The 19,583-nt window shown below is 63.7% G+C and carries 18 protein-coding genes and 1 tRNA gene; 13 read left to right on the top strand and 6 right to left on the bottom strand.

The window, feature by feature from the left end; genetic code table 11:
• The first annotated feature begins 40 nt into the window (after nucleotides 1–40).
• The 3 genes from MchiMG62_RS07875 to MchiMG62_RS07865 all read left to right on the top strand — a co-directional run bounded on the left by MchiMG62_RS07875 (nucleotide 41) and on the right by MchiMG62_RS07865 (nucleotide 3,334).
• Nucleotides 41–1,957 carry an MASE3 domain-containing protein gene (locus MchiMG62_RS07875; protein ID WP_221056486.1) on the top strand — a complete coding sequence of 639 codons (1,917 nt, stop codon included), beginning with the start codon at nucleotides 41–43 and terminating at the stop codon, nucleotides 1,955–1,957.
• Between the two features lie 108 nt (nucleotides 1,958–2,065).
• Nucleotides 2,066–2,521, top strand: coding sequence for a hypothetical protein (locus tag MchiMG62_RS07870; RefSeq protein WP_221056485.1), 456 nt, complete (start codon nucleotides 2,066–2,068; stop codon nucleotides 2,519–2,521).
• A 171-nt stretch (nucleotides 2,522–2,692) separates the two neighbouring features.
• Entirely contained in the window at nucleotides 2,693–3,334 is a 642-nt protein-coding gene (locus MchiMG62_RS07865; protein ID WP_221056484.1) for a PGF-CTERM sorting domain-containing protein, read from the top strand.
• A gap of 7 nt (nucleotides 3,335–3,341) precedes the next feature.
• Here MchiMG62_RS07865 and MchiMG62_RS13235 read toward each other — a convergent pair whose 3' ends face one another.
• Nucleotides 3,342–3,704, bottom strand: coding sequence for a DUF5671 domain-containing protein (locus MchiMG62_RS13235; protein WP_244987630.1), 363 nt, complete (start codon nucleotides 3,702–3,704; stop codon nucleotides 3,342–3,344).
• Between the two features lies 1 nt (nucleotide 3,705).
• The gene (locus MchiMG62_RS07855; protein WP_221056483.1) at nucleotides 3,706–4,713 is read right to left on the bottom strand and encodes a DUF7490 domain-containing protein; all 1,008 of its coding nucleotides are present in this window, start codon (nucleotides 4,711–4,713) and stop codon (nucleotides 3,706–3,708) included.
• A gap of 484 nt (nucleotides 4,714–5,197) precedes the next feature.
• Here MchiMG62_RS07855 and MchiMG62_RS07850 point away from each other — a divergent pair, with 484 nt between their 5' ends.
• Genes MchiMG62_RS07850 through MchiMG62_RS07840 form a run of 3 tightly spaced genes read left to right on the top strand, consistent with a single transcriptional unit; the run spans nucleotide 5,198 to nucleotide 8,640 of the window.
• Complete coding sequence (locus MchiMG62_RS07850) at nucleotides 5,198–6,103, top strand: ABC transporter ATP-binding protein (RefSeq protein ID WP_221056482.1); 906 nt, start codon at nucleotides 5,198–5,200, stop codon at nucleotides 6,101–6,103.
• A 1-nt stretch (nucleotide 6,104) separates the two neighbouring features.
• Entirely contained in the window at nucleotides 6,105–7,202 is a 1,098-nt protein-coding gene (locus MchiMG62_RS07845) for an ABC transporter permease (RefSeq protein ID WP_244987629.1), read from the top strand.
• Nucleotides 7,203–7,206: 4 nt separating this feature from the next.
• Nucleotides 7,207–8,640, top strand: coding sequence for a COG1470 family protein (locus MchiMG62_RS07840; RefSeq protein ID WP_221056481.1), 1,434 nt, complete (start codon nucleotides 7,207–7,209; stop codon nucleotides 8,638–8,640).
• A 70-nt stretch (nucleotides 8,641–8,710) separates the two neighbouring features.
• Here MchiMG62_RS07840 and MchiMG62_RS07835 read toward each other — a convergent pair whose 3' ends face one another.
• A complete protein-coding gene (locus MchiMG62_RS07835) occupies nucleotides 8,711–11,506 on the bottom strand; it encodes a PAS domain S-box protein (RefSeq protein WP_221056480.1) in 2,796 nt (931 codons plus the stop codon).
• A 365-nt stretch (nucleotides 11,507–11,871) separates the two neighbouring features.
• The gene (locus MchiMG62_RS07830) at nucleotides 11,872–12,900 is read right to left on the bottom strand and encodes a GNAT family N-acetyltransferase (RefSeq protein ID WP_221056479.1); all 1,029 of its coding nucleotides are present in this window, start codon (nucleotides 12,898–12,900) and stop codon (nucleotides 11,872–11,874) included.
• A gap of 576 nt (nucleotides 12,901–13,476) precedes the next feature.
• Between MchiMG62_RS07830 and MchiMG62_RS07825 the strand changes: the two genes are divergently transcribed.
• The 4 genes from MchiMG62_RS07825 (at nucleotide 13,477) to cysE (ending at nucleotide 15,870) form a co-directional block, all read left to right on the top strand.
• Nucleotides 13,477–13,548, top strand: a tRNA-Cys gene (locus MchiMG62_RS07825).
• A gap of 4 nt (nucleotides 13,549–13,552) precedes the next feature.
• Nucleotides 13,553–13,819 (top strand): hypothetical protein, encoded by a 267-nt coding sequence (locus tag MchiMG62_RS07820; RefSeq protein ID WP_221056478.1) that lies wholly within the window; start codon nucleotides 13,553–13,555, stop codon nucleotides 13,817–13,819.
• A gap of 208 nt (nucleotides 13,820–14,027) precedes the next feature.
• Nucleotides 14,028–14,900, top strand: a complete 873-nt coding sequence (gene cysK, locus MchiMG62_RS07815) for a cysteine synthase A (RefSeq protein ID WP_280636147.1) — start codon at nucleotides 14,028–14,030, stop codon at nucleotides 14,898–14,900.
• A gap of 16 nt (nucleotides 14,901–14,916) precedes the next feature.
• Complete coding sequence (cysE, locus tag MchiMG62_RS07810; protein WP_221056477.1) at nucleotides 14,917–15,870, top strand: serine O-acetyltransferase; 954 nt, start codon at nucleotides 14,917–14,919, stop codon at nucleotides 15,868–15,870.
• 4 nt (nucleotides 15,871–15,874) lie between these two features.
• Here the strand turns inward: cysE and nadA are convergent, their stop codons facing one another.
• Nucleotides 15,875–16,750 carry a quinolinate synthase NadA gene (nadA, locus tag MchiMG62_RS07805; protein ID WP_244987628.1) on the bottom strand — a complete coding sequence of 292 codons (876 nt, stop codon included), beginning with the start codon at nucleotides 16,748–16,750 and terminating at the stop codon, nucleotides 15,875–15,877.
• A gap of 164 nt (nucleotides 16,751–16,914) precedes the next feature.
• On the opposite strand from nadA, the gene MchiMG62_RS07800 reads away from it, so the two are divergent.
• Nucleotides 16,915–17,262 carry a hypothetical protein gene (locus tag MchiMG62_RS07800; protein ID WP_221056476.1) on the top strand — a complete coding sequence of 116 codons (348 nt, stop codon included), beginning with the start codon at nucleotides 16,915–16,917 and terminating at the stop codon, nucleotides 17,260–17,262.
• A gap of 9 nt (nucleotides 17,263–17,271) precedes the next feature.
• Here MchiMG62_RS07800 and MchiMG62_RS07795 read toward each other — a convergent pair whose 3' ends face one another.
• Nucleotides 17,272–17,925 carry a radical SAM protein gene (locus MchiMG62_RS07795; protein WP_244987627.1) on the bottom strand — a complete coding sequence of 218 codons (654 nt, stop codon included), beginning with the start codon at nucleotides 17,923–17,925 and terminating at the stop codon, nucleotides 17,272–17,274.
• 541 nt (nucleotides 17,926–18,466) lie between these two features.
• On the opposite strand from MchiMG62_RS07795, the gene MchiMG62_RS07790 reads away from it, so the two are divergent.
• A complete protein-coding gene (locus MchiMG62_RS07790) occupies nucleotides 18,467–18,661 on the top strand; it encodes a ubiquitin family protein (protein WP_221056475.1) in 195 nt (64 codons plus the stop codon).
• A gap of 4 nt (nucleotides 18,662–18,665) precedes the next feature.
• Nucleotides 18,666–19,583 (top strand): TIGR00269 family protein, encoded by a 918-nt coding sequence (locus MchiMG62_RS07785; protein WP_221056474.1) that lies wholly within the window; start codon nucleotides 18,666–18,668, stop codon nucleotides 19,581–19,583.

Below are 19,583 nucleotides of genomic sequence, written 5' to 3'. Positions count from 1 at the left end.
GAGCCGGCCCGCTGTTCCCCGCCCGCACCGAAAAGGAGCCATGCAGACCAACTCTATGCAGACAGATTCTTCGGCGCGTACAACCCGGAGCGGAGCAGAGAGCCAGTGGGGCCGCATAGAACAGGGGGCCGCGGAATCCGGCATCTGGCGATCGTTCATCGTCCTTACGGTGCTTCTGGCCGCCCTCGCGGCAACAGGCCTGTACAGGTATCTCCTCTTCCACACGATCGCCGAATTCGTCGCCATCGCGATTGCGTTAGGCGTCTTCATCGTGGCATGGAACGCCCGGACGATGCGGGAGAACGGCTACCTGCTGGTCGCCGGCACCGGGCTGCTCTTCGTGGCCGGCATCGCACTGGTCCACACCCTCGCGTATGACGGCATGGGGATATTCGTCGGCTACGACGCAAACCTCCCGACGCAACTCTGGATCGCCTCGCGCTACCTCCTCGCCGGGACGCTGCTTGCCGCGCCTCTCCTGCTCCGGAGAAACCCCGGTCCCCGGGAGGTGTTTGCCGCGTTTGCCGGGGTTACCGTGCTCCTGCTCCTCTCGATCTTCGTCGTCCCGGTCTTTCCCGACTGCTACATCGTGGGTTCGGGGCTGACGCCGTTCAAGATCTGGAGCGAGTACATCATAGCGGTGCTGCTCGCCCTCGGGGCGGTCGCCGTCTACCGGGTGCGGGCCGCCTTCTCGCCCCGGGTGGCGGCCCACCTGCTCGCGGCCGTCCTCGTGATGATCGCCTCGGAACTTGCCTTTACGCTTTATATCAGCGTCTATGGCCCCTCAAACATGATCGGCCACCTCCTGATGGTGCTCTCGTTCGGGCTCATCTACGTCGCGTTCGTCGAGACGGGGATCCGGCAGCCTTATGCGCTGGTCTTTACCGGCCTGAAATCGAGTGAAGAGCGGCTCAGGCAGGAGAAGAACCGGCTCGCACAGTATCTGGACATCGCCGGAGCCCTCTTCGTCGTCCTCGATGGAGACGGGCGGGTCGCCCTCATCAACCGCCGGGCGTCCGAGGTTCTCGGCTGCCCGGCGGATGCGGCTGTGGGCGAGGCCTGGGCCGAGCGGTTCATCCCGCCGGCGGAGCGGGAGCGTTTCCGTGCGCTCTTCGCGGAGCTGAGAGGGGGTGAGATCGGGGAGAATGAGCGCGTGAAGATGCCGGTCGTCGCTACAGACGGCGGCGAACGGATCATCGCGTGGCACAACACCGTGCTCCGTGACGAGAACGGTGCCGTCTGCGGGATCCTGAGCTCCGGGGAGGATATCACCGAGCAGCAGCACGCCGAGGAGGCGCTTGTTCAAGCGAACGCGAAATTGAACCTTCTCGCCGGGATCACCCGCCACGACATCCTCAACCAGATCACCGTCGCACGTGCCTACATCGGGTTTGCCGGGGAGGATAGCGAGAATCCCGGGGTTCGGGCCTGTCTGGAGCGTGCTCATGCCGCCGTTGACGAGATCCAGAAGCAAATCGAGTTCAGCTGGGACTACCACGACATGGGGGTGAAGACGCCGGTCTGGCAGAGGCCGCAGGACCTTGTCGCGGAGAGCGTCTCCTATCTCGCCCTCCCGACAGGGATCGACGTCCGCGCCGACCTCTCGGGCCTTGAGATCTACGCGGACCCGATGGTGAAGAAGGTCTTTTACAATCTCATCGACAACGCCGTCCGCCACGGCGGAAGCGTGACGGAGGTCCGGTTCTCGTGCACGAGGGCCGGGCAGGACCTGCTGATCGTCTGCGAGGATGACGGCACCGGCATTCCGGACGGCGAGAAGGAGGCAATATTCCGCGAGACCTATAAGCGGCGGTACGGCCACGGGCTCTTCCTGGTCGCGGGGATCCTCGGGATCACCGGGATGACGATCCGGGAGACCGGTAGATCCGGGACGGGTGCCCGGTTCGAGATCACTGTACCGAACGGAGCATACCGGTTCGAGGGCGAGAGGGAATAGGAGCCCCGGATCTTCCCCTCGCCCGCGAAATCCTCATATGCCCCGGCGGCCCAGTCTCCTCCACCGAAAACGGCAGCCGTGCTCCGGGGGCTCGGGTGGTGGTGAAGGATGGAAGGGAACGGACGACCGGGTAAAACGGCGGAAGATCTTGAATGGGGGAGCGGTCCGTTCTTTGGGGCACTTGTCGTCCTTGCTATCCTGTGCGTCATCGCGCTCGGATTCCTTCACTGGAACAACCTGATCGACGAGACGCACCTTGCTGCGTTTCCCCGGGAAGGGTCTGTGGACGCCGCTTCCGTGACGCATCTCACCGAAGCGGACTTCCGGGACCACCCGGCGCTCGGCGCGCTGATCCTCGATGAGAAACGTGTCCTGGTCTCGAAAGGCCCCCTGTTCGATGCGCTCCTCTGGCTCGATCCCCGTTCTTCGTATAGCCCGTTCGGAAAAGAACATGAAAAGTGCAGTTCGCTCCGCATAACAACCGAGGAGATGCGGCGGATTCTCGCGAAGTATGCCCTCTGCGAATGGAACGGAACCGTCTACGGCGTGGCGCAGAGTGCGTGACGGCAGGAGATTTAGGAGTGCCGGCCGGTAGACGGGCGGCACAGAAACGATATATGGTGCCCTCTCCCCTCTTCTTTCCTGTATCACTCAGCCGGAGGTGCGACGAGAACTGTCTGCCTCGCGTGCATCCTCCTCCTTGCCGCGTCCATCCCGGTGTCGGCGGCCGGCGATATGAACACCGGGCGTTATGTCGTCCACTGGTTCAACGGCGACGGCGCGGAGGTCTTCTTCGACGGCGAGTTCAGGGGGATGATCGCCGATACCGAGCTTGTCGTGGCGGCGGATCCGGCGGCCCCGCCCGCACGGAAGTATACCGTCCGTGATGGAGACCGCCTGATGTATACCGGGTTCATCGAGCGAGCCCCCGCCACCGGAGAGACGATCGACCTCTTCCCGCAGCGCTATCAGGTCGAGCAGCCCGCCCCGGGCGCGGAGGTGAACGAGACCGGCTGGTACCTGATCTACGAGCCGGATGGGGAGGAGATTTACATCGACAACACGTTCGTGGGCGTCGTCGAAGGCGGGACCCTCCGGGTCGCGGTAAACACCACGCTCCCGCCTCCGGAAGAGTTCGTCTGCAGGAATAAGGATAGGGGGACGATGTCGCGATGTCAACTCCCGCCCCTGCCGCCGCCGGGAGGGACGGTTCACGTCTACACCCGGGTGCAGCCGGCACCTCACTTCTCCGTCTCGGTGACGCCGAACACCTCCTCCCTCCCGGCGGAGACGGTGCCCACCCCGCTCCCTGGATTCGGGGCGGCGGTGGCGGCCGCAGGACTGCTGGTTGCCGCGAGATCCCTCAAAAAGAGGTGAATCCTCTTCAGTGCTCTTTTTTAAGCAGCATCCAGTGGTAGCCCCAGACGACGAGCCCCACCGCGACCTGCGCCACGCTCCCGGGAAGTTCGGGATAGTACTGCGGCACCGGGTAGGGCTGGGGGGCCGGGTAGACGAAGACCTCGATTGCGATCGCGATGAGGTTCACGGCACCCGCGATCGCGACGATGAGCGCGATGAACGAGACGGCGTAGAGGTAAACCCTCCACGCGGTGAGGCCTTCCGGTGCCCCACCTCCTGGTGAGGCCCTCCGGCTCTCCTCCGGTGCCCCACCTCCTGGTGAGGCCCTCCGGCCTTCCTCCGGTGCCCCACCTCCTGGTGAGGCCCTCCGGCTCTCCTCCTGTGCCACCCTACCTCCTCCGCCTCGCAAGCACCGCGATTCCGGCACCGAAGAGCCCGGCGGCGGCAAGTGCGGCCTCAAACCCGGGTGCGTACGTTGGCGTCGGCGCACCGCTGCTCTGCACCCTGAACTGCCCTACCTGCGCGGAGGACGGCTTTGCCGGGGTCGGGGCCGGGGTCGGAAACGGGAGAGCGACCGGTGACGTACTCCTCGTGGAGTCGAGCACCGCACCGTCGGCGAGGATCACCTGCGGCGGGGGTGCCAGGGTGATCCGGCCGGTGCTGGTCGCGAAGGCCGCGCCGTCCTCGACGAGCCGGATGCGGATCTCGTAGTCGTAGCCGTTCGGCACCGTGATGCTCACCTTCTTCGTCGCAGAATCCCCGGGGACCGTCCCGAGCGGCCGGGACTCGCGGACGGCCGTGATCCCCGTCTGGAGGTTGACCGCCCGGATCTCCATCATGAGGTTCCCGGAAGAACTGCCGCCGTTCGCAATCTCGGTGATGACGTCGAGCGTGATCGGGTCGGCGTCGAGATCCGGGGTCATGACGTCGATCGCAGAGACAGTGAGGAGCGAGTAGGCCAGTCGTTGCGTAGCGACCGTCCTGTCGGGGAGAAAGACATTCACCGAACCCGACTCCCGCATACGCCCGTCCTGCCATATCGTCACCCAGATGTCGTAACCCCGGCCGTTCTCGAGCGTGAGCGTGATCTCCTCCTTCGCCGTCTTCCCTGAGACCAGGGTGCCGATGGAACGAACCGTCTCCTCGACGACGATATCCGTCCCGGCTTCTTTTGCAACGACCTGCAGGTCGACGCCGTCCACGTCCGCGTAGACCGCATCGAGGTAGGGGACCGCCGTGACCCGGGTGACGTTCGACGGCGGTTGGCCGTCCGGGATGCTGACATCGACGCTCCGAATCGTCACGTAGCCCGCCGGAGGCTGGGACGACGTGCACCCAGCCGCGAGCACCAGGAAGAGGAGCACGGCGACCGCTGCCGTACCGAATAGCCTTCTCATATCAATCAGGAGAACCTTCAGGCTGGCGGGAGAAAAGGTTTTTGCATTGCGACCTTCTCCAGGGGGTCTTAAGGAAGAAGGACGGCCGAACAGTTCTGGATACCCGTTATCGAAGTTTCCTGCCCTGCTGGTGCCCGAATGCCTGCCATGGGTAGGTTCGATTTTTTTCGTAGTTTACCATCGCCTTATCTCCCAATCCTCCCTATACTCTCTCGCCGAACACCGAAAGGGGGTACGAGCATGGCCCGTATCCTCGGGGGACGTCGCTGCAGGCCTTATGATTGGTGCCGCGCGAGGGCCGATACGCAGTCCAGTGCCCGATTCACGACGCATCTTGGGACTCTGCCGGAATAATCGTGACGTCTTAGAGACCGGAATCGCGATCATCACCTGAAGTGTAGACGATTGTCACAGAAAACGTTAATATGAGGGTGTCATAGTCTGCAATAAGACGCCGCCAAAACGGCCCTGGTGGGAGTGTAAAATGATACGAACGGAGAACCTCACGAAGATATATAATGGAAAAACTGCCGTCGACGGCCTGGATCTCGAGGTCGGGGAAGGCGAGATATTCGGCTTCCTCGGCCCGAACGGAGCGGGGAAGAGCACGACGATCCTGATGCTCACCGGCATGATCGAGCCCACCGGCGGCCGGTGCTTCGTCAGCGGGATCGAGGTCGCAAAAGACCCGCTGAACGTAAAGAAGATCATCGGCTACCTCCCCGAAGATGTCGGGTTCTACGGGAACATGACCGGCGAGCAGAACCTGGACTACTTCGCCCGGTTCTACGGGATGGATGCGAAAGCGAGAAAGGAGCGGATCGCCGAACTGCTCGAACTCGTCCACCTCGACGGCGTCGCCCAGAAGGCCGGAGAGTACTCACGCGGCATGAAGCAGCGGCTCGGGCTCGCCCAGGCGCTGATCAACGATCCGAAGGTGCTCTTCCTCGACGAACCGACGGCAAACCTCGATCCCGAGGGCGTCCGGGAGTACCGGGAACTCGTCACGCACCTCGCCGGCGAAGGAAAGACGATCTTCGTCTCCTCCCACATCCTCTCCGAGGTCAGGGAGGTCTGCCGGACCGTGGGGCTCCTCGCAAAAGGAAGGCTTGTCGCGCAGGGGACGCTCGAAGAAGTCGCCCGGGTGCTTGCACCGTCGGACGGCGATGCCGTCCGTATCGTCATCGAGACCCGGGAGCGCCTGCCGGCGATCGACGACCCCGCGATCATCTCCGTCGAAGGGAACGCTAACCGTGCGGTCGTCCGGGCAAAGGCCGATATCCGGGACCGGCTTTCCGCGGCCCTCTTCGAACAGGGGCTGCACGTCCGGGAGATGCGTCTTGAGGAACCCGAGATCGAGGACGTCTTCATGGCGGCCTACCGGAGGTGAGATGATGGCACTCGATCGATTGCTCAACGTAGCACGAAAAGAGTTCTCCGACCACATCACCAGCAGGCGCTTTGTCATCATTCTCGGCCTGCTCCTCGTGATATCGACGATCAGTATCTACGACGGCATCGAGAACTACAACAACAGCCTGGAGGCGTATACTGAGCAACTCCGGCAGATGGAGGAGTTCGATGACCCGTACAGGAACTGGATGCCCCAGAAACCCTCGATCATGTACGTCTTCATCTCCATGATGAGTTACATGACGATGCTCGGCGGCATCCTTGCCATCGCAATCGGGTTCGACCTGGTCTCAAAAGAGAAGGAGACCCGATCGTTAAAGACGCTCCTCTCCCACCCGGTCTACCGCGACGAGATCATCAACGGCAAGGCGCTCGGGGGCATCGCCGCGCTCGGGTTCGCCATGGCGCTCGCTCTTGCCGTTGCCATCGCCATGCTCCTCCTCTTCTCGGTCGTCCCGACGGCGGAGGAGTTTGCCGCCATCCTGGTCTTCGGGGCGGTCTCGCTCGGGTTCCTGCTCGCCTACTTCGCCGTCGCGCTCATGATGTCGACGGTCGCAAAAGAGAGCGGGAACGCGTTGATCTACACCCTGGTTATCTTCTTCGCCGTCTCCTCGCTCCTTCCCATGTTCGGGGCGATGGCCGCGAACGCTTTCGCGGGCGACCCGCCCGAGCCGCCCGAGATGGGTCCCATGCCCAAAGAAGTCGTGCGGGTCGCGAGCAGCGGCGGGTATTTCACCAGCAGCGTCTCGCAGAGCGTGGTCTACGGCGGAACCGAGGACCCGGAGTGGAAGGCATATGAAGAAGAAATGAAGACCTATGTCGAGAAACAGAGGCTCATCAGCGATATCTCGAACCTCCTCTCGCCGCAGATGAACTACTACACTGTCGCGATAGCGGTGACGAACCCACAGCTTTCCTCAATGATTGCGTCGCCTTACGGCGCGGCAACGGAAGAGGCGACCGGGCTTGCCGGTGCTCTCGGCCGGGTCTGGATGAACATCGCCGCGCTCATCGTCTTCCCGTCGGCCTTCTTCGCAGCGACCTACGTGAAGTTCATGCGGATGGATATCAGGTGAGACGATGACCGGCAGAATATCCCCACTATGCCTCCTCCTCGCGCTCTTCTTCGCCGCTTCGGCCGCCGTCCCGGGAGCGACCGCCGCACAGGGCGGGACGATGCAGACGGAGATCCGGTGCAACTTCCCCGGCGAGGTGATCGAGGCGGGCGACACCGCCGTATTCGACCTTGCGGTCACGAACCGCGGCGATATCGGGACGTGCCTCCTCAACTACTGGACGTTCCGCGGCACCGACAACTGGAAGATCCGGTTCGAGGCCGATGATCGCGAGGTCTACCGGATGCTGATCCCGGCCGGCGAGACGAAGACCGTCCGCCTGGTGGCCGAGACCTCCGGCCATGCCGCGGTGGGGGAGTACCCCATCCGGGTGGGTATCGGCGAAGGCACGATCTGGGTCTACGTCAAGATCACGAAGACGCACAGCGGTGAAGTGGGAACGCTTGAAGCCACCGTGGTGGATAAGGAAGGTAACGTGGTGAAGGGTGCCGACGTCGGCCTTTACGACCGTGATACCAGGATCGAGGGGATGCTTGCGACCGCCGAAGGCAAGGTCTCCATCGGCGCCCCGATGGGCACCTACACTGTAAAGGTCACCCGGCCCGGGTATCGGGCATGGGAAAAGAAGAATGTCGAGATCCGGATCGGCCAGACGGTCGACCTCGGGATCGTGCCGCTCGAGAAAGAGAACTTCTTTGCCGAGGTTCGGGTGAAGTCCCCATCCAGGATCGTGGCGATCGGCTCGAACCCGCAGTATGAGATGACCCTGAAGAACACGGGCAGAAACGACGATACCTACACTCTCTCCGTCGAGGGCCTCCCCGAGCAGTGGTATGCCCGGTTCAAGGAGAGCAGCGGCGCCACCGAAGAGGTCTCGGAGATCTACGTCCCGTCAGGCGAGGAGAAGACCCTGTATCTCGATCTCATCCCGCCCTACTCGGTAGATGTCGGCGAGTACAACTTCACGGCGGTGATCGGATCCTCTGCCCGGCAGTACGAGGAAGACCTGACGCTCCGGCTCCGGGGGTCCTACGACCTGCGGACTTACGCGAAGAGTTACCGCCACGAGATCAACCGCGGCGACACTCTCACGTTTGCTATGACGGTAACGAACGCCGGTGTCGGGGGAGCGCTGACAAACATCGGGATCAACATGAGCGCACCGGAAGGGTGGCGGGTGACCGTCGACCCGGCATCGGTCGCGAGCCTTGAGGCCGGCGAACGGGCGACGGTGCAGGTGACGGTGATCCCGCCGGCCGACATCGTCGCTGGCGAATACAAGGTCGTCGCGCTGGTAAAAAGCGATCAGGACGAAGAGGAGGACGAATACCGGGTCGTGGTGAAGGAACAGTCCTACGTCGCGGTGCTCGGCATCCTGGTGATGGCCGGGATCGGTGCGGGGCTCTGGTATATGTTCAGGAAATACGGGCGGCGGTAGGACGAAGACCTGCCGCTCGTCTTTTTTGGGGTTTTCTCAACTGTCGTATCGTTGAACCGCTCCGGCCGCTTCACCTGTACCGGACGTGCTCCTCCGGGACCGCCATCTCGAACCGCGCCCCTCTCCCGGGCTCGCCCGTCTCCCGGATGGCGATCCCGGTGATCGAGAGAACTTCTTTCACCAGGAAGAGCCCGAGCCCCGTGTGGCTCCCGAATCCCCGCTCAAATATCCGCTCCTTGTGCTCTGCAGGGACGCCGACGCCGTTATCCTCCCAGACTATCCGGGCACCGCCGCCGTCCGGCACGGCCGTGACGCGGATCTCGGTCACCGTCCTGCCGTGCCGCACGGCATTCTCCAGGAGGTTGAAGAAGACGGACGAGAGGAGCGGGTCGGCATAGACGGAGAGTCCGTTGAGGTCGGTGGAGATCCGGATCCCGATCGGCCGAAGGGCTTTTGAGGCCCCCGTGACCAGGGGCTCGACGAGGAACCACTGGGGAGCCCGGACGCCGAGATCCTGGTAATCTCGCGTGAACCCAATCTGCGACCGTATTATCTCGATCGCGGCCTGCTGCTTCCCGAGGGCGTCGGCGACGGCCGGATCGAGCGGCTGGTCCCGGAGGAGGGCGATATGCCCGAGCACCACCGTGACCTGGTTCAGGATATCATGCCGCACGATGCTGTTCATCAGGGTGAGTTTCTTGTTGGCCTGGATGAGCGCCGCCTCGGTCTGCTTCCAGGCGTCGATGTCGTGGATTGCGTAGTCGATTCCAACCGGGCGTCCTTCGTTCCCGTAAACGGGGATCGTGCAGGCCTCAACCCAGATGTAGAGCCCGTCCTTCCGGCGTATCCGGAAGACGTACGGCTGACGGGCGGTTGCGTCCCGTTCCTGGAGCAGGGCAAAGAACGTCTTCCGGTCGTCGGGGTGGATCAACTGCCTGATGAACCCCGGATCGCCCAGGATCTCCTCCCGGGTGTACCCGGTCAGACTCTCGCACGAGGGGCTGATGTACTCGATTGCCTGCGGCTTCGTCGTAGCACGGATGTAGCAGTCGTGCGACCGCTCCACGAGGCTCCTGAACCGTTCTTCGCTCTCGCGCAGTCTCTCCTGGGCGCGAATCCGCGAGAAAAGGTCGGCAAAGAGGTTGCCGACGATCTCAAGCAGCGTGTAGTCCTCGTCCGACCAGGGCCGCGCCTTGCGGGTGGTCTCAAACCCGACGACCCCGAGGATCTCGCCGGCGGTCGCGATCGGCACTAGGATGACCGACATAACTCCGTACCCCCGGAGAAAGTCGCGCTCCGCCGCTGCCTCCTGTGGGAGATCGGCGATATCGGGGATGCAGATCGACTTCCGTGCCTTGATCTGCTCCATTCCCCAGGAGATCACGCCGGCGGGCAGGTTCTGCAGCACGTCTATCTGCGGCTCTACCCCCTCCGCACACCACTCGTGGGTGTTCTCTGCGCTGGTGAGGTCGGGGGAGAAGCGGAAGATGTAACTCCGGTCGACATCGAGGAACAACCCGAGCACCCGGAGCGCCTCTTCGAGAGTGCCGTCGAGGTCTGCCGGATCGAGGCCGATGAACTTCGTGGAGATCGAACTTACCACCTGTTCGAGGTCTACCCGGTGCTGGATCTGCGCTTCCATCCGTTTTGACTCGGTGATGTCCCGCAGAGACTCGATTGCCCCGGAGAGCCGTCCCTGCGCATCGTAGAGCGGCGATGCTTTCGCCCAGAGGCAGACTTCCTCCCCCGTGCGAGGAGAAGTGATATGGACTTCCCGTGCGATGCTCTCACCGCCCAACCGGGAGAGGACGGTCTCCGCCACCAGCGGGGACCGGAGTCCGGGCACCGCCTTGCAGACGGCTTCCAGCCCCGCTCCGATGATCCGGCTCTTTGTGACCCCGGTCACCTCTTCGATTGCCCGGTTCCAGATGGTGACCTTCCCCGCGCGGTCAAGCACAAACGTCGGGTCGGGAAGGAAGTTTATGATGCCCCGGAGGTTTGCCTGGTAATTCTCCATCTCGCGGCACTGTGCCTCAAGCGCCTCCTGCCCTGCTCTCGCCTCCTCGAACGCCGCGGTCATCTCCTCGTGCGCCGCGTTCAGATCTTCCTCGAACCGTTTCCGGTCGGTGACATCGATCATCGACGCAACAAAGCGGTCCGTTCCCGGGATGGAACCGATCGTCAGGTGCATATCTTTCCGTCTGCCCTGTCGGTCGACCAGCCGGAACTCATAGGTGCCCGGCATCGAGTCGGGTTCAGTCCGCCGCTGCCGGTGGTAACTCACCAGCCGCTCCAGGTCTTCGGGAGCGACGAAGGTTGTCCAGGAGATCTTCCCTTCCACTTCTTCCCGGGAATAGCCGGAAAGGCGGGCGGCCTCGCTGTTTATGAGGGAGATCGTCATGTCTCCCTCGATGATGATGGTGGCGGAGCTGGTATGCTCGAAGACGCTCCGGTACAGGTCCCCGGCCCGCTGTACCTCCTCCTCGGCTTTTTTTCTCCGGACTGCCTGGAGAATCATGTTCTGGAGTTCGGCAAACTGTGCGGAGGGGTTGCCGCCTTTCTGGAGGTAGAAGTCCGCCCCGTTGTTGAGCGCCTCGATGATGACCTCTTCGCGGCCGCGGCCGGAGAAGACGATGAACGGTATAAAAAGGCCCCTGCGGCGGACCTCCTTTAAGAGTGTGATACCGTCCATCTCCGGCATCTCGTAGTCGGCAACGATAGCGTCGTAGGGGGCTTCCGAGAGCATATCGAGAGCCTGCAGCGGTGACGACGTCGTCTCGACCTGCATGTCTCCGGACTGCTCCAGGTAGATCCGGTTCAGTCCAAGAAGCGTCGGTTCGTCATCGACTACGAGGATACGATACATGCACCACCCTATTGTTGAGGGATGGTCGATATATATCTTAAGCATTTTGATTCGGTGTTGATACGACGTTTCAGGGAAAAGAAAAAAAACTCTCCCGATTTCGAGTTGACGCCATATGGTTGGGCGGTCGCTGCACTCGCCGCCGACCCGGTTGCCCGGGCGTTCACCGCGATATCCAGTGGGAGGAAGACCTGATCTTCATCACCCGTGACCGGACCTACCGCAACCGCACCGCCTACCTCGTGCAGGAGTACAGGGAGAGGACCGGCAGCGCTCTTACGATCGCCCGGCAGGATATCCGATGCCCCGGCGCTGATCCGGTTTGATGGCCGGGAAGAGACGGGGCGATGAGGGGGCACGCCCTGTCATTCGATGTAGGAGAGGACTTTGCGCTTCATCGGACTCTTGCTCGCGATGGTACTGTAGGCCCATCGGGCAACCCTGCCGATGAAGTCCTCCTGGCTCACCTCTAGAAAGAGGGTGAGCGAGGGATTGAACTTGGACTTGAAGAGGTTCAGGTTCTCGTTGTTCGCCCCGACGTTCTCCATGTGGCGGTACCCCGCATGCTTTGCCTGCTGGAGGAGCAGCCACTGCAGGAACTCGTTGCCGGGCATCGCGGTCATCTTCGGTGCTCCCATCCAGAGGGTGAAGGCCTTGTATTCCTGGGTTGCCTGCACGCCTGTTACGGCGCCTTCGTCGTCGTAGAGGTAGTAGAGCCCGAGTTCGTCGGGGTATGCCCGGAAGAGTTCCTCGAAGTAGGCGCGGCTGATCATCGGGATGCTCATCTCGGGGTCGCTGAACCGCTCCGCGACCGTGGAGTAGAAGATCGAGATGTCGGTGCTCTTCTCGAGGCGGTAGCCGTTCTTCTCGACCTTTCGCAGTTTTGTCCGGAGGTTGGAGGAGAAGCTATTCCAGATCTCGTCGAGCGGCGGATCGAGGGCGATCAGGTAGGTGAAATGGAGCCGGGTCTGGTATCCCTCCCTGAGAAACCGTCGAACATCGATGAAACCCGGAACCTGGGTTATGGAGAGGTAGTTCGGGGCCAGGGCCGCAAACTCGCTCTCCAGATCGTCACCAACCAGTTTGAGCATCGATTCCTTCTTGCTCTGCTTGGCAGTGTCGTAACGGCGGCCCATGACGAACCCGAGGTACGGCACCACCGACTGGAGCGGGGGTGGGGAGAGGAGGACGTTGACCCTGTGCAGCTGCTTCTGGAAGAGCGGCATGACGGCGATCAGCTCGTTGCCCTTGAAGACTCCGTAGGGGAGGAACCGAAAGCCGGTATGCTTCTCCGTTATCTTCATGAAGTCCCATTTGTGGAAGAGGCGGCCGGAGGCGCTTTCGTCTACAAATGTGTCCCATGTTTCCCTATCGTCGATAAGCCCTGTTGTCATGCTCTCTCCATGCCCCGGTGCGTCTGCAGGTTCGTGCGGAATATCCATCACCACAGATATATACGTTTCTCAGGAGATGGTCGGTTTTTTCGGGGTACCGGGTTTCCTGCTGCCGTTGCGGGAGGGCATCGTGCGCAGTGGCAACTCCACGGTATTACAACGTTAAGATCGGCGGCGACGCCACATAACTGCGGGTTCACCTGTGCGGAGGGCTGATCCGGGATGCTCACGGATCGGGGACTGGAACGCTATCAGCGGCCGGGAAACCGTGGTCGGTTTTCCGACGCGAGCGTTACAGCCGGAAGAGATTGACCGCCGGGATGGGCACGACCGGTTCCACCGCTCTGTGCTGAAGTTCGTGTCCCTTCTTCGCAACGGTCACGATTCCTCTGCGCCGTGACTGGTATTGAGATGCTGGTGGCTGAGAACCCGGCGGCCAACCAATGTCCGGGTGACTGCAGCATGCCAGGAACGGTTCCGCGGCGAATGCCCGACAGCCAGCGTGACCCGAAGGTATAAATATTCACAATTGTTAACTACTCTGCGCAAGATTAACAATTGTTAATTCATGCCTTTGCCGAGGTGGCGGAACGGCTACGCGGTTGACTGCAGATCAACTCCATCCCGGTTCGACTCCGGGTTTCGGCTCTCCATGAAGGAAGAGATCCAGAAGACGTTCGAAGCGCTCTTCGCGCTCGAGGATATCCGCGAAGTGCTCCGGGAGACGCTCCCGACCGGCCCGGATCCCGCCGAGGAGCAGGCGATCCGGGAGGGTGTCGCCCGGGTCCGGGCCGCCCTCGACGACCTGGAGGCCGGGACGGGCTCTCCGCTGGTCACGAAGATCACCGGCAGCCTCGATATCCGGAACCGGGAAGAGGCATATATCAACATCCAGCCGATCCAGGCTGCCGGCCGCTGATCGCGTTCGACAAGGAGGACGTCGTCCGGCACGCCCATCCACCGCCGCCGCGGTCGAGAAGGTCCGTGCGCTCGAAGAGGTGGCGGTGGATGCCGGAGACGCGGGAATGCTGCCTGTTCAAGTATATGAATGATCGAAGGAGGCTATACCTACGGGACGGATATACCGTGATATCACCTGGACGATCGGGAACACCCCGCTCGTCCGGTTGAACCGCGTGACGGAGGGCTCCCGGGCGACGGTTCTCGCCAAGGTGGAGTCGTTCAACCCGATGGCGAGCGTAAAAGACCGGATCGGGGTCGCGATGATCGACGAGGCCGAGCGGACCGGCGAGATCCGGGAGGGGACGACGATCGTCGAGGCGACGAGCGGCAACACCGGGGTTGCACTCGCGTTCGTCTGTGCCGCCCGCGGCTACCGGCTCAGGCTCGTAATGCCCGAGACGATGAGCGTGGAGCGGCGAAAACTCCTCGCGGCGCTTGGCGCCGAGGTGGTTCTCACGCCCGGAGCCGAGGGGATGGGGGGAGCGGTCGACCGTGCGGCCCGGATCGCCGCCGAGAACCCGGACACCTACTTCGTGCCCCGGCAGTTCGAGAACCCGGCAAACCCCGCCGTTCACCGTCGGACGACGGCCGAGGAGATCTGGCGGGATACCGACGGGACCGTCGACGCCGTCGTCGCCGGCGTCGGGACGGGCGGAACGATCACCGGGGTCGCGGAGGTCATCAAGGCACGAAACCCCTCCTTCAAGGCGTTCGCCGTCGAGCCCGCCGAGTCCCCGGTCCTCTCCGGCGGGGCGGCCGGACCGCACCGTATCCAGGGGATCGGGGCCGGATTCGTGCCGGGCGTCCTGCGGACCGATCTCGTCGACGAGGTCCTCCGGGTCGCCTCCGCGGACGCCTTCGCGATGAGCCGCCGGCTCGCCCGTGAAGAAGGGATCCTCGCCGGGATCTCTTCGGGCGCGGCTGTGCATGCGGCCTGTGAGGTCGCCGCCCGCCGGGAGTACGAGGGGAAGATGATCGTCGTGATCCTCCCCGACACCGGCGAGCGGTATCTCTCGACGGATCTCTTTGGAACGTGACGGGGGATGTGACACGGTGACCATCAGGGAAGACATCCAGACAGTCTTTGACAAGGACCCGGCGGCCCGGTCGACGCTCGAGGTGATCTGCTGCTACCCCGGCCTCCACGCGATCTGGGCGCACCGGATCGCGCATGCCTTCTACCGCCGCCGGCTCTACTTTGCAGCCCGGCTCGTCTCCCACATCTCGCGAGCGCTGACCGGGATCGAGATCCACCCCGGCGCGAAGATCGGCTGCCGGGTCTTCATCGACCACGGCTCGGGCGTCGTGATCGGGGAGACGGCGGAGGTCGGGGACGATGTCCTGATCTACATGGGCGTGGTGCTCGGCGGCACGGCGCTTGAGCAGACAAAACGACACCCGACGATCGAGGACGGCGTCATCATCGGGTCGGGGGCGAGCGTTCTCGGCCCCATCACCGTCGGGCGAGGGGCAAAGATCGGGGCGGGGTCGGTCGTCGTCCACCCCGTCCCCCCCGGTGCGACGGTCGTGGGCGTGCCGGGGAGGCTTGCCGGCCCGAAGTGCCGGAAGGGCCAGGAGAAACTCGATCGCGGCGACCTTCCCGACCCGATGCTCCGGGTGGTCAGCCGCATGCTTGATAGGCAGAACCGGATCGAGGAGCGGCTCCGGGCGGTGGAGCGATCGGGCCTGGTTGCCGGGAGACGCCAGGAGGAGATCGCGCTCGAGGAGAGGATCCGTGCGGCGCTCAAGGAGGTGATCGACCCGGAGGTCGGGATCGACGTCGTCGACCTCGGCCTGATCAGGGGGATCACCGTTCATGACTCCTCCGTGCTCGTGGAGGTGGTCCTGACCACCGCCACCTGCCCGCTCGTCGACTACCTCACCGACCGGGTCCGGCGCCGGGTCCTCGACGTGAACGGCGTCCGGGACGTCGAGGTGCAGGTCTTCGACGAGCCCTGGGACTGGGACCGGTACTTCGGTCAGCAGGATACCCTCGGGAAGATCTGAGGGACTACCGGGGAAGGTCCAGCATCCGCTGGATCGCCGTCCGCGCCCGGGCGGCGGTCTCCTCCGGGACCGTCACCCGCGGCTCGAACCGCTCGAGGGCCGCAAGCACCTTCGCGAGATCGGTCTTCTTCATGTTGACGCAGACCGCCTGCTTCGAGAGGGGGTAGAAGACCTTTCCCGGGCACTTCTTTTCGAGCTGATGGAGGAGCCCGACCTCGGTGCCGATGACAAACTCCCTGCGGGGGCTTGCACAGGCGTGCCGCACCATCCCCGAGGTCGAGAAGACGTGATCGGCGAGGTCGATCACCCCGGGCCGGCATTCGGGGTGGACGAGCACCCCGGCGTCCGGGTGGGAACGGCGGGCTGCCGCGACCTTGTCGGCCGTCATCCGGTTGTGGACGATGCAGTAGCCGTCCCAGGGCAGGATCTTCTTCTCCGTGAACCTCGCGACGTAGCGGCCGAGATTTCTGTCGGGGAGGAAGATCACCTCTTCCGCGTCGAGTGACTCGACGGCGGCGACGGCGTTTGCGGAGGTGCAGCAGATATCGCTCTCCGCTTTCACTTCGGCCGAGGTGTTGACGTAGGCGACGACGGCGGCGTCCGGGAACCGCTCGCGGAGCACCCGGACCTCGCCGGCGGTGATCATCTCCGCCATCGGGCAGCAGGCGTCGGCCGCGGGCAGGACGACCGTCTTCTCCGGCGATAGGATCGCCGCCGTCTCGGCCATGAAGTCGACGCCGCAGAAGACGATAACGCCGGCATCGAACTCCGCCGCCGCTCGTGCGAGTTCAAGCGAGTCCCCGACACGGTCGGCGATCTCCTGCACCGCCGGAATCTGGTAGTTGTGGGCGAGGATGACGGCGTCACGCTCCTCTTTCAACGCGGCAATCTGTTCGGTGAGGGTTTGATCGAGACTGGAAGACAAAATGGTATCACAACCCCTTTCTGCGGTCGACGATGCGATCCTGTCCACAACCGTTATCCCTGTGTTTACTTAACAATTGTGAATGTGGTGCGGCCCGGCTGCCGTGCCCGGACGATACCATGGCGCGAATCTTATCCGAACGGGACGTGACGATCCTGAAAAAATCCGCCCCGGAGTGCACGGGGCTGGTCTGTGCAGGTTCGGGAGGGCCCTACCGGTCCATCCTCCCCCCGCTTGCAAACCACTACGCTGCCGATCTCGCTGACTTCTGGGAACGGCTGGAGCGGCTGAACGACGATGACCTCCGGTATCTCGTCGGGCTGATACTGGACGGGAGCGAGAGCCTCGGCTGCGTCCCTTGCGGGCACGTCGAGGTCTTTCTCACCTTCGTCACCGACCGGCTCGGCCGGGATACCGCGCTCTCGATCCTGCAGCGCTACGAGAGCGAAGATGGGTGTGCCCGGTGAGCCCCCGCCTCAGACGTCCCGGAACGGGGTGAGATCGCACCCGGTGCAGGGGAGGCACATCGTCCTCGCTTGCCGCGGGTCGAGATCGTACCGCTCCAGTATCTCGCGGGTCATCGCCGCGAGCCGGAGAAGCCGCTCCGCCGAAGGACGCTCGACGGCGATCTCGCCTGCCCGAAGGGGCGATGCGGAGATCGGCCGGAGGACGGGGATGACGCCTATCTTCGCAAGAAGGGCGACGCCTTCCCTGACCGTCTCGTCGTCCTCGCCGAGGCCGATGATGAAGTTTGAGAAGACGGCGTTTCTCCCGAAGACCTCCACCGCCCCTGCGAGTGCGTCGAGGATGAACGGAAGGGAGAGGCCGGGGCAGACCCGGGCGAAGAGGCCTGGGTCCATCGTCTCGACGTTGTACTTGATCTCGTCGGCACCGGCAGCGCGGAGGACCGCGGTCGAGGCCGCGGTCGGGTAGACCGAGACCCCGATCGGGAGGTCGAACCGCTCCCGGAGCGCTTTCACCACGGCCGCCACCCGCTCCACCTCCCGCTCCGGCGATTCGGCGACGCCGCTCGTGAGGGAGATTGCAGAGAGGCCCCCGCCGGCGGCAGCCGCCTCGACCATCCTGATAATCGTCTCCGTATCCTTGATCGCCCCGTCGAGTTTCGGCACCGGGCAGAACTTACAGTCGTAGATGCAGCGCTCGCTGGCGGTGATATAGGCCTGCTCCGGGCAGTGGGAGAGTGGGCGCTCGAGCCTGCCCCGTACAATCGTCTCCCCGTCCCGGACGACGGCGACCCCATCTCCGTCCGGGACGACCCGGAGCGGCGATGCAGGGTTGATGGAGAGGCGGACGCGCCGGTCGCCGGAGCGGATGAAGATCGACGACCCTCCGGCGCCCGGCCCCGCCGTCGCCGTCGTCGGGAGGAGATCCGCGTCGAGCGCCTCGTCGATGCCCGCCGAGCGCCTCGTCGATGCCCGCCGAGCCGATGCTGACGAGAGATGCTTTCTCTTCAGGTGTCATGACGTCCATGCGTTCTCCCCCTCCCGCCCGTTGTCGTGGCTGCCATGGCGCGGACTTAACAATTGTTAACTTGTGTACGGATCTCCGGGAGATCCATATATTTCTTGTTGTCGCTGTAGATCCGGTTACATTCCGCCCCTGAACCTTGAGGATATTTATGGGGCGGTGGAACCAACACTCACGTACAGTATGCAGATCATCCTCCCGGACAGGAGCGTGCGGACTCTTTCCTGTACCTCCGCGCCGATAGAAGAGATCCTCCTCGAGTTCGGCATCAATCCGACGACCGTTATCGTCGTGAAGAACGGCAAGATCGTCCCCGAAGACGTGACGGCGACCGAAGGCGACGAGCTCAGGATCCTCCGGTTCTCGCACGGCGGGTGAGCCGATGACTTCGGCGGAGAACCGGTGCTCCCTCTGCGGCGAACCTGCGGTCGTCCGCCTCACTGAGCCGGAGCGGCGGCTCTGCGCCGGCCACTTCATCGAGGACGCCGAAACCCGCGTCCTCGTCGCCATGAAGCACGACCGCATGATCTCGCCGGGCGACCGGGTCGCCGTCGGCCTGAGCGGGGGAAAAGACAGCACCGCCCTGCTCCTGCTGCTCCACCCCATCCTCCCCACACTCGGCGCGAGTCTGGTCGCGATCACCATCGACGAAGGGATCGCGGGCTACCGGGAGGAGACCCTCAGGGCCGCACGAGACCTGACGGGCGAACTCGGCGTCGAGCACGCGATCGTCACGTTCGCCGACCTCTTCGGGAAAGACCTCGATGCAATGCTCGTCGGAAGAGAGGCGCAGGGCTGCACCGTCTGCGGCGTGCTGCGCAGGCGGGCGCTCGGCGAGGCGGTGAAGAGGACCGGCGCGACGAAACTCGCCACCGGCCATAACCTCGACGACGAGGCGCAGTCGGTTCTGATGAACGTCCTCCGCGGCGACCTCCCCCGCCTTCTCCAGGACACCTCGACCGGGCAGCCCGGGCACTTCGTCCCGCGGATAAAACCGCTCGCCGTCCTCTCCGAGAAGGAGATCGTGACCTACCTCCTCCTCCGCGGTTACTTCCGCGACCTGCCCGAGTGCCCCTACGCCGGGACGGCGCTCCGGTCGGAGGTGCGCACGATGCTTGCGGGGCTCGAACACCGCCACCCGGGAACGATGCTCCGCCTTATGCGGTTCCGCGACGGGGTCAGGCGTTCGGCTCGTTCCGCGGAGCCGGCGAAGGCGCTCTCCACCTGCCGCATCTGCGGCGAACTCACGAGCGGCGAGGTCTGCCAGGTCTGCAGGCTGCTCGGGCGGGACGGTGAGTAG

Origin of the sequence: Methanoculleus chikugoensis, assembly GCF_019669965.1 — an archaeon.
Taxonomy (GTDB): Archaea; Halobacteriota; Methanomicrobia; order Methanomicrobiales; family Methanoculleaceae; genus Methanoculleus; species Methanoculleus chikugoensis.
Note: the sequence above shows the minus strand (reverse complement) of the source record. Positions and strands in the feature narration are given on the sequence as shown.